The sequence below is a fragment of the Spongiibacter thalassae genome, from assembly GCF_012272835.1.
Lineage (GTDB): Bacteria > Pseudomonadota > Gammaproteobacteria > Pseudomonadales > Spongiibacteraceae > Spongiibacter > Spongiibacter thalassae.
Genome location: NZ_JAAWWK010000007.1, coordinates 169,217 through 180,016, shown reverse-complemented (window position 1 = coordinate 180,016; position 10,800 = coordinate 169,217). Strand labels below are relative to the sequence as shown.

Genomic DNA, 10,800 nt, shown 5'->3' with positions numbered 1-10,800 from the left:
ACTGATCAGCAGAGAGCCAGTACATGACAAGCAGCCACCCACAACATAAACCCAGATCACGACAGAAAGGCTTTGTCCTTACTATTGAACTGTTGCTGATTACCACTGTTCTTATCATTGGCAGCTTTGTCGGCATCGTCGCTATTCGCGACGCCCTGTTCAAACAGGTGGTAATGAAACAATCCCGCACTGCCACCGTGGTTGATGCCACCGGTGCGCGGCTAGGGCCTGCGATTGATTTCGACGAGCACGACGCCCCTCGCATTCCCTACATAGACCGCACAGTCGCGCCACTGGCCCCGGATCCTGCCCATAAAAACTATCGCGTTCTTATCAGCGTTCGCGACGACCGTTTTACCAGCCGCGAGCCACTCTACTACAGCAATGAAAACTGCACTGGCACCCCATGCATCAAAAGCACCAGCGATGAATTATCAGACAGCACCAGCGCCGATGGCATCTTCGGAACGGGCTCGGTAAGCTACCTCAACGCCATGCAGGGCGGCCCGAACTATGCCGTCGGCGCCTCACCGGATGGCATCAAAGGTTTTCTGTTCCGGGAAACGGTTGAGTCCTGCCCGGTATCCGCTGAGGAGGTCAAGTCTCGCTACCTTTCAAAAAAAGTCGTTTCCGGCAGCCCCTGTGAGCCATTCACCCTTGCCAGCGGTGTCCCGGCGAACACCCAGTGTCTGGTCAATATTATCAACGACTGCAATTGCCCTGCGGGCACCACTGACCAGGGCGATATCCTCGACAGGTATCTCGTCCCCATCGACCGGCTACTCAAAACCACATTACAATCACTGAGAAGCATTGTGCCCATTCAACACTCCAAGGTGGATATCGGCACGCTATGCTGCCCTGCGGGGACCGAACTGGAAGACGATGGCAACCTCGTCAACGCCGTGGTCTATACCGCCATCAACACCCTTCTCGACACGCTCACCCTCGGGACCATCACAGAAGGACTGGTCAAGGAGCTATTGGACCCCCTCTATGGCGAGCCGCGCTGCGTCAGCGCGGTGACCCTGCGCAAAGCCGAACAAGTACCCTCTGCCCTCGACCCGTCAATAAACGCCCTTGAAGCTTTCCAGGCGCCTTTCTCGGTGAATCTGCCAGCAGACGCATACGCTCCCGGGGACAGCACCAGTGGCAGCGACTATATATTTACTGCTCCCGATCAAGAGGGCTGATTGCGGCATCACATGCCGCGACTCAGATCTCGACGCGGTGCCCAGGGAACCAATACGACCTCCCGGGTGTAAGGTCACTTCACTTCGTCCTTTGAGCGCGGCTTGCTCTATACTCTCAACGACAGCACCGACAAGAACCCAATCCATGGAAATAGCAACAGCCTGCGTAGACGAAGCCGAGCGACTGGAAGCGCTTTACTCCCTCCATCTTCTCGACACCCCTGCTGAAGAGCGCTTTGACCGCTGGACACGCCTTGCCCAGCAATATTTCGACGTACCTATTTCTTTGGTCTGCCTTGTCGATGTCGATAGGCAATGGTTCAAATCCAAGCAAGGGCTCGATGCCTCGGAAACCGACCGCAGCATTTCTTTCTGCGGCCACGCCATCAAGGACGATGATCTATTTATTGTCGAAGACGCCAGTCTCGACCCCAGGTTCATTGACAACCCGCTTGTTATCGGGCCGCCCCACATCCGCTTCTACGCGGCCAAACCCCTCCATTCGGGCAATGGAAGACGGATTGGCACCTTTTGCTTGATTGACAGCAAGCCTCGCCGGCTTTCCGAAAAGGAAAGGCTCCTCCTGGAGCAGATCGGCACAATGGTCGAGCAGGAATTCACCCTTCACGCTCCCGGGAAATTTCGCCTTTTGGCCCAGAGGTCGGACAACATACTGGGGAAATTTCGCGACATTGTGCGCCCGCTGCAAAATCGCGTAGCCGCGGCACTGGTTTCCAGCATCAGTTTTATTTTTATACTTTCCATCGCCAGTGCCGCCGAGCAGCAACGGGAGCAACAACTGCAAGCAGAGGCAGACAAAGCACTGTTCAGCGAGCTGGTCAGCATTCGCGGAGAAATCGAAACTGCGCTGAATGCCAAACTCTACTTGGTACAGGGGCTCAGCGGCCTTGTTCACGCCAATCCGCAAATCTCCGAAACAAGTTTTTTGCAGTTCGCCAGGGCCCTTGGCGATGGCGTTAATGGTATCCGCAGCCTGCAACTTGCCCCCGATGGCATCGTTCGCTACGTATGGCCGCAACAGACCAATCGAGCGGCCATTGGCCACAATCTGCTTGGCGATGAGGACCGGCGCGCCGCCGCGAATAAGGCCATCAGCTCCCGCAAACTCTGGCTGGCCGGCCCCGTCACGCTGTTACAGGGCGGTCAGGCATTAATCGGCAGACAAGCCGTATTTTTGGCCTCAGGCACAGCCGACGAACACTTCTGGGGCTTTGCCACCGTACTTGTAGACATCGACGCGCTGATCGCAGAGGCAGGCCTCGACGACTTTGGCCAACGATACCGTTTTGCCCTGCGCGGTGTTGATGCCGCCGGCAATACCGGCGACACGTTCTACGGCGACGCCAGCGTATTCGATAACCGGGCCATTCAAACCACGGTCACCTTGCCCGCGGGCAGCTGGGTCATTGCCGCCGAACCGGAGCCTCAACCGCGGCATGCCACCGCATGGTTATCTATTATTCTGGGCAGTTTTCTTGTCAGCATCCTGCTCTATAACCTGCTGAGACTACCTGCCAATCTGCGCCGCGCAGCAGCCAACGCCAGTGCCGCGCTGGCCCGTAGCGAAGGCCGATTCAAGGACGCAATCGAAGCCCTGCCAGATGGTTTCGTGATCTACGATGCCAGCGACCGCATTGTCGTCAGCAACAAAAAAATGCGGGATCTCTACCCGGAAAGCGCGCAGGCGCTACGCCGAAACACCACCTTTGAGGAGTTTCTCCGTGAAGGCATCAACGGGCAGCAATACACGCTTCGCGGCAGTGACACAGATTTCGTTCAAACCCACTTGGGGTTGCATCACCAAGACGCCGTCGACTGGGAGTTTGAGCTGGGCGACAATCGCTGGATTCACGTCGTTGAAAACCGAATGCGCGACGGCGGCAAAGTGGGCTTCCATCGCGACATCACCGCGCAGAAGCTGCAACAGGCCCAGCTCCTTGATGCCAAGCAACGGGCAGAACACGCCAGCGAAGCAAAAACCCGGTTTTTAGCCACTATAAGCCACGAATTGCGTACGCCCCTTAATGGTGTGCTGGGCTTGCTAAGCATGCTCTACGACGACATTTCACTTAACAGCCGTCAACGACATTACGCCGAAACGGCCCACAGCTCGGCACAGCAGCTACTGGCCATTCTGAATGAAATCCTCGACATCAGTAAACTCGAGGCGGGCAAGCAAGAACTGGTTCTGGAGCCTTTTTCACTGCTAGACACCCTCAATGCCGCGATCAGCCTGCAGCGCGCCAGTATTGAACAAAAGGGTCTGGAGCTGCTGGTAGATATCGATCCCGAATTGGACACCGTTTTCAAAGGCGATCCGGCGCGCATTCGCCAGGTTCTGCTCAACCTGCTGAACAATGCATGTAAATTTACCCATTCCGGCCACATCAAGCTCACTGCCCGCCGCGCCGATCACTCGGCAGAACGGGCGCGTATCGCCATCGATATCAGTGACACGGGAATCGGTTTCGACGGCACCCAGGCCGCGCGATTATTCGAGCCATTCACCCAACTCGACAACCAGGCCGACCGTCAGTTTTCGGGCACCGGCCTCGGCCTTGCTATTTGTCGGCAACTGATGACGCTGATGGGAGGCGAAATCAACGCAGATTCCCGACTTGGACACGGAGCGACCTTTCATCTGCGCTTCGATCTCGACTACGCTGCCCATGCGGCTCCCCTACCCTCCAAAATACACAATGCCTCGCCGACACCGAAGCAGCTGGGATGGCCGACAAAACGTGTGCTCCTCGCCGAAGACGGCGCAACAAATCAACTTGTGATCAAAGCGATGCTGAATGACACCGGCTATACGCTGGACATTGCAAATGACGGGCTGGAGGCGGTCCAGGCCATTAAAAATACCGTCTACGATGTCGCCCTGATGGACATTTACATGCCCAATATGGATGGCATAGCAGCTACTACCGCGATTCGCACCCTCGAAAATGGCAAGAGCTTGCCGATTATTGCACTGACGGCAAATGCCATGCCCGATGATCGAGAAAAGTTTATCAATGCCGGCATGGACGACTACCTGCCCAAGCCCGTTACCCGATCAGATTTGCTGTGCGCAATGTATCGCGCGCAGACCCTGGAGCAAGTGCGCTGACCTGCACGACAGCAATACGAGAGGCAGAAAGATTCTCATTTTGCCAATCTCCCGACCGGTTTCGCCAAAGCCCCTCCCACTGACTTTTATTCTTTATATTACAACAACTTACAAAAACAAAAAGCTGGCCTCTTGTTTGCTTCACGCTATATAAACACCCACACAAGAGACCCCGGCCATGTTTGATCAAAAAGCGAAAGACTCCGGCGCCCACCGCCAGCAAAGCCTGATGGCTGACATTATCGACAACGCTCTCAAAAACAAGAGCTTTTACATGGTCTACCAGCCCCAGTTCTCGGTGAATACCGGCCGGCTTATCGGCTTTGAAGCCTTGGTACGCTGCCACTCCGAAAAATTTGGCACGATATCTCCAGCGGATTTTATTCCCTACACCGAGGCATCCGGTGACATTGTCGATATCGGCCGCTGGATCTTCAAACAGTCGCTGATGGATCTTGACCAGTTCCACAAACAAGGCCTGAGTAATATTTCCATGTCGATCAACCTTTCACCGGCGCAACTTGCCGCAGGCGATGTGTTTGAAACACTGATGATGCATACCCTGAACCTCGGCCTGAACCCAAGGCTGATCAAGGTCGAGTTGACGGAAACGGCGCTTATACACAATGCCGAAATGGCTGTGCGCACCTTTGCTGCCTTCCGCAACGAGGGCATTGATATCTGGTTGGACGACTTCGGCACCGGCTTTGCGTCGTTAAACCTGCTCAGGGAATTTAATATTGACGGCCTGAAAATCGACAAAAGCTTTGTCGATGGCATGCATCTAAACGACAACGACTTCACCCTGTGCAGCGCCATCATTGCGATGGCCCAGCGCCTCGGCCTGGAAGTGGTCGCCGAAGGCGTCGAAAACGACTTACAGATGCAAATTCTCTCGCAACTGGGCTGCGACAGCGTTCAGGGCTTTCTTCTGGGAAAACCCGAACGCTTCAATGCCTGTTTGCAGCGTTGGCTGAAAGAAGACTCTTCGCGGTTAATCGCTCTGTAGCAAGTTAAAGGCCTCTGCCGCTTGCCAGCGCCAGAGGCTTCCCCGCAGCAGCGGCCCTGACGCAAGCACCTCAGAACAGGCGCTCTCGCACCTCGTCAAAATGGCTGGCGAAGTAAATGTCTATGCCCTTGCGCACATAGTCGGGTAATTCCTCGGCGTCCCGGCGATTATCCTCCGGCAGAATAATTTTCCTGATGCCGCTGCGCTTGGCGGCAATGACCTTTTCGCGAATGCCACCCACCGGCAATACCTGACCGGTGAGGGTCAATTCCCCCGTCATCGCATAACCCGGCTTCGGCGCCCTGTTCAACGCCAGCGACAGCAATGCCGAGGCCATGGTGATACCCGCACTGGGGCCGTCCTTGGGGGTGGCTCCCTCGGGCACGTGAAGGTGTATTTGTGACTCGTTGAAAAAGGCTTCGTCGGCGCCAAAGCGTTTCAGATTCGACATCACATGACCGTAGGCAATCGCCGCCGACTCCTTCATCACATCACCCAATTGCCCCGACAACTGGAAGCCGCGGCTGAGACTGTGAATGCGGGAACACTCCACCCCAAGAGTCGCACCGCCCATTGCGGTCCAGGCCAGCCCGGTAACCACACCCACACCGCGCTGGGGCTTGTCCTTCTTAAACAGGGGCTTGCCCAGCATCGCCTCGACATCGGCCTTGCCGAGGGTGATTTTACCCTGATCGCTCTCCAGCAGTTTCACCGCCGATTTGCGTACCAGGCGCCCGAGCTGTTTCTCCAGCCCCCGCACCCCGGCCTCGCGGGCATAGCCGTCAATCACATGGCGCAGGGCGGCAACATTCACGGCCAACTGCTTTTTGTCGATGCCATTGCGCTGCAACAACCGTGGCCACAAATGCTGCCTGGCGATGGCCAGTTTTTCTTCGGCCAGATAACCCGCCAACCGTATCACCTCCATGCGATCGAGCAGTGGGCCGGGAATGCTGTCCAATTGGTTGGCGGTACAGATAAACAGCACCTTGGACAGATCCAGACGCAGGTCGAGGTAGTGGTCGAGAAATTCGCTGTTCTGTTCCGGGTCCAGCACCTCCAGCATGGCCGAGGCTGGGTCGCCCTGATAGGACGCCCCGAGCTTGTCGATTTCATCGAGCATGATCACCGGGTTCGCCGTTTCCACCTCTTTCAGGGCCTGCACCAGCTTGCCCGGCATCGCGCCGATATAGGTGCGCCGGTGACCTTTGATCTCGGCCTCATCGCGCATTCCCCCCAGGCTAAAGCGATAAAACTTCCGCCCCAGTGCTTCGGCAATGGATCGCCCGATGGAGGTCTTGCCCACCCCCGGTGGGCCCACCAGCAGAATAATCGACCCGGCCACACTACCCTTGAACTTGCCCACCGCCAGAAACTCGACGATGCGCTCCTTCACATCATCCAGACCGTGGTGATGCTCGGCCAATACCCGGCGGGCATGGGGCAGGTCGAGTTTGTCCTCGGAGTACACGCCCCAGGGTAGTTGCGTGGCCCAGTCGAGGTAGTTGCGGGTCACCGTATATTCCGGCGAGCCCCGCTCCAACACCTCCAACTTGCCAATTTCCTCGTCGATGCGCTTTTGCGCCGCCTCGGGCAGCACTTTGTTTGCCAGATTGTCGCGGAACAATTCAGCGTCGGCGGTGCGGTCGTCCTTGGAAATACCCAGCTCCCGCTGAATCACCTTCAACTGTTCTTTCAGAAAAAACTTGCGCTGGTTTTCGCTGATTTTTTCGTTTACCTGCTCGCTGATGCGCCCTTGCAATTCGGCAACTTCCCGCTCCTTGGTCAACAGGGTCAACACCTTTTCCATTCGTCGCAGCAGCGGGATCGTCTCCAGAATTCCCTGAAGGTCGCGACCACTGGCACTGCTGCTGATGGCCGCCGCAAAATCCACCAACAACGAGGGTTCATTCGGGCTGAAACGGGTCAGGTAGTGTTTCAGCTCCTCGCTGTAGAGGGGGTTGATGGCCAACAACTCCTTGATCGCTTTGATAATCGCCATGCCGTAGGCCTTGACCTCGTCGCTGTCGCGCTCACCGACATTGTCCGGGTAATCCACCTCGACCAGATACGGGGGCTTGTCGTTGAGCCAGCGGCGAATACGGAAACGCTTCAGGCCCTGCACCACCAGCTGAGCGGTATCCTTTTCCTGGTGGGCCTGATGCACCCGCACGGCACAGCCGACATCAGGTGTACTGCCCGGCCCCCAGCGCTCCAGCGCGGCGGCGTCTTCGCAGTACATCAGGCCGACGACCTTGTCCTGCATATTGGCTACGCGGCGAACGGTTTCCTGCCAAACCTGCATATCCAATACGATAGGCTGGATTTGTGAGGGGAAGAACGGACGCTTGAGCGCCGGCAGCAAGTAGAGGGTAGACGGCAGCACCGAATCGGGAATCACCAGCCCGGTGCCCTGGTGTTCGCCGTTCATCATTTCTCCGTCGAGAGCGTTTTTGTCGTGTTCATCAGACATCAGACTGGCCCCAATTCAATACATGGCAAAAAGAGGTTGCGCTGAAATATATTGGGACGCTGCCGATAATCTCAAGTCGGGCAAATAACGAAGCCGACCGGAAGGTGGCGCAGAGGGGGGAGACTAAAAGGAGAACTCCCCCGGAACGCGGGGGAGAGTCAAATGCACGCGGCGGCCATACCCCCGCGACGGGGCTTCAGCCAGCCTTGCCCTGCACGTAAGCCAGAGCTTTGTGCAAAAACTTCTCACCCTGCTTCAGGCCCGCTTCCAGTGGCTGCTGGCCCTCGGTGCTGGCAATTGCCTGCCACTGCTGCTGCAGTGCCTCCGGGCTTTGCTCGGACTCCGGCAGAAAGATCCCATCGGTTTCGTAGATCCGTGCCAGGGCGTAGCCGCCCCCACCCGCCGCCAGAATATGCCGATCCGGCGCCGACTCGTGGGCCAACAGCAGTGCCGCAGGGGTCACCGCTTCGGGCTTCAACATACCCAGCACCTCCTCAGGCATAATGTCTTCGGTCATCCGCGTCGCCGCAGTGGGTGCCAGAGCATTCACCCGAATATTGCGCGAGGCCCCTTCCAGCCCCAGGGTATTCATCAAGCCGATCACCGCCATTTTCGCCGCGCCGTAGTTGGTCTGGCCAAAGTTGCCGTACAGACCACTGGAGGATGTGGTCATCACAATACGGCCGTACTGCTGCTCGCGCATGATCTCCCACACTGCCTTGCTGCAATGCACCGAGCCCATCAGATGCACATCCATCACCAGACGAAAATCTTCCATGGTCATTTTGGAAAAGCTTTTATCCCGCAGAATGCCGGCGTTGTTAATCAGCACATCCACACGGCCCCACTCGGCCATGGCCTGTGCGACCATGTCTTCGACCTCGCTCATTACCGCCACATTGGCGCCGTGGGCAATGGCCTCTCCGCCAGCGGCGCGAATGGTGTTCACCACTTCTGCCGCCGCGGCGGTTGAGCCGCCGCTGCCATCGCGACTGCCGCCGAGGTCATTAACAACCACCTTGGCGCCACGAGCGGCCAGTTGCAGGGCGTGACTGCGGCCCAGTCCATTTCCCGCCCCGGTAACAATGGCCACCTGGCCGTCAAAACGTAGAGTCATGCTGTGCTCCTCAAAATCCAGGGTTGTAAAAGTTAGAACCAGTCGTTGTGCATATCAAAGGCCGATGCGTCGAGGCTCAGCAATAGCTCCGACCACACTCGAATATGGGGCAGTTCGACATTGAAGAAATAACGCATGGCCTGCAGTTTTCCGTGATAAAAATTTCCGTCGTCGCCCACGGCATTAGGCAGCGCCCGCTGGGCGATCAGCCCCTGCTTCAGCCACAGCCAGGCGATGACCACATGGCCAAACAGCTCAAGGTACTTCACCGAATTGGCCAGGGCCAAATCAATCGACTGGGTCGCCATCGCCTTGAGCAGGCTGTCGGTGGTCTCTCGCAGCACCCCTGTTGCCGACGCCAGCTTGGCGGCGTAGTCACTCAATTCGGCTACAGATTTGGCGTCGTTAATCGTTTCAGCCATCAGCGCCAGACAGGCCTCATAGCCCGCCATACTGTTCATTGGCACCTTGCGCGCCAGCAAGTCCATCGACTGGATACCGGTGGTTCCCTCGTGAATCGGGTTCAAGCGGTTATCCCGGTAGAACAGCTCGACCGGATGCTCGTTGATATAGCCCGCACCGCCCAGCACCTGAATTGCCATATCGTTGGCCTTGGGACCGTATTCCGAGGGCCAGGACTTTATCATCGGCATCAAGAATTCCAGCAACTGCCTGGCCTCGGCCCGGTCTTTTTCAACAGGTGCCGTGGCACTGTCGTCGGCCAGTGATGCGCCAAATAAACACAGCGCCATCGCTCCCTCGGCATAGGCCTTTTGAGCGAGCAGCATTCGGCGGACATCGGCGTGCTCAACAATCGCCACTGGCGGCGATAACGGGTCTTTACAGGAGGGCAAGCGCCCCTGAACCCGCTCCCGTGCGTAGTTTAAGGAGTACTGGTAACCCGCCGTCGCCAGTGTCGCGGCGCTGGAGCCAACCATAATCCGCGCCTCGTTCATCATGTGGAACATACAACTCAGGCCGCGGTTTTCCTCGCCGATCAGATAGCCCACCGCGCCGCCTTTTTCACCAAAGCTCAACGCGGTAGAGGTCTGCCCGCGACCGCCCATCTTGTGGAACAGGCCGGCCAACGCCACATCATTGCGCGGGCCGAGGCTGCCGTCGTCGTTGACCAGGAATTTGGGCACGATAAACAGCGAAATCCCTTTAGTGCCCTTGGGCGCACCCTTGATCCGCGCCAGCACCAGGTGAACGATATTGTCGTTCAATTCGTGGTCGCCACCGGAGATGAAAATTTTATTACCGGTAATGCGATAGCTGCCATCCTCTGCCCGTTCAGCGGAGGTAATCAGGTCGGCAAGTCCCGACCCCGCACCCGGCTCGGTCATCGCCATGGTACCGGCAAAACGGCCCTGGCGCTGGGGCACCGCCCACTTGGCCACCTGTTCCGGCGTACCGTAGGCTTCAATCAAACTGGCATTGGCCGAGGTCAGCGCAAGATAGCCCATGGTGGTGCTGCCCGCAGCGGTTAGGTAGGCACTGGCCACCGAGGCAACACTGAGCGGCAACTGCATACCGCCCACCTCAAAGTCGGCGGTGGCGGAGACAAAGCCCGCGTCAATCGCGGCGTCCACTGCGGTTTTGATCTCGGGGAGCATGTGCACCTGGGTGCCATCAAAGGTCGGCTCATTCTGATCGACCCGGTGACGAATCGGCAGGAAATAACGCTCGGCAACCGACTTGGCCGTCGCGATGGCCGCATCGAAACTTTCGCGGTTATGGTCGCGGTAACGCTCGCGCTCGCACAGTGACTCACAGTCCAGCATTTCGTACAGCAAAAACGCGAGGTCGCGCTCGTTCAACAGGGGGGCAGCCATGATTATTCCTCTACGACAGTGTGCTCATTACAACACCAGT

At 57.4% G+C, this 10,800-nt stretch carries 6 protein-coding genes; 3 read left to right on the top strand and 3 right to left on the bottom strand.

Features of this window, described 5'->3' with window-relative positions; translation table 11 throughout:
• Nucleotides 1–23: 23 nt before the first annotated feature.
• The 3 genes from HCU74_RS18215 to HCU74_RS18205 all read left to right on the top strand — a co-directional run bounded on the left by HCU74_RS18215 (nucleotide 24) and on the right by HCU74_RS18205 (nucleotide 5,335).
• Nucleotides 24–1,193 carry a hypothetical protein gene (locus HCU74_RS18215; protein ID WP_210425382.1) on the top strand — a complete coding sequence of 390 codons (1,170 nt, stop codon included), beginning with the start codon at nucleotides 24–26 and terminating at the stop codon, nucleotides 1,191–1,193.
• A 145-nt stretch (nucleotides 1,194–1,338) separates the two neighbouring features.
• Nucleotides 1,339–4,326, top strand: a complete 2,988-nt coding sequence (locus HCU74_RS18210) for an ATP-binding protein (protein ID WP_168451865.1) — start codon at nucleotides 1,339–1,341, stop codon at nucleotides 4,324–4,326.
• A gap of 178 nt (nucleotides 4,327–4,504) precedes the next feature.
• Complete coding sequence (locus tag HCU74_RS18205; RefSeq protein ID WP_168451864.1) at nucleotides 4,505–5,335, top strand: EAL domain-containing protein; 831 nt, start codon at nucleotides 4,505–4,507, stop codon at nucleotides 5,333–5,335.
• 70 nt (nucleotides 5,336–5,405) lie between these two features.
• On the opposite strand, the gene lon is transcribed toward HCU74_RS18205, so the two are convergent.
• The 3 genes from lon to HCU74_RS18190 all read right to left on the bottom strand — a co-directional run bounded on the left by lon (nucleotide 5,406) and on the right by HCU74_RS18190 (nucleotide 10,760).
• Complete coding sequence (gene lon, locus HCU74_RS18200; protein ID WP_168451863.1) at nucleotides 5,406–7,808, bottom strand: endopeptidase La; 2,403 nt, start codon at nucleotides 7,806–7,808, stop codon at nucleotides 5,406–5,408.
• A gap of 196 nt (nucleotides 7,809–8,004) precedes the next feature.
• Nucleotides 8,005–8,925, bottom strand: coding sequence for an SDR family NAD(P)-dependent oxidoreductase (locus tag HCU74_RS18195; RefSeq protein WP_168451862.1), 921 nt, complete (start codon nucleotides 8,923–8,925; stop codon nucleotides 8,005–8,007).
• A gap of 32 nt (nucleotides 8,926–8,957) precedes the next feature.
• Nucleotides 8,958–10,760 carry an acyl-CoA dehydrogenase gene (locus HCU74_RS18190; protein WP_168451861.1) on the bottom strand — a complete coding sequence of 601 codons (1,803 nt, stop codon included), beginning with the start codon at nucleotides 10,758–10,760 and terminating at the stop codon, nucleotides 8,958–8,960.
• Nucleotides 10,761–10,800: the final 40 nt, after the last annotated feature.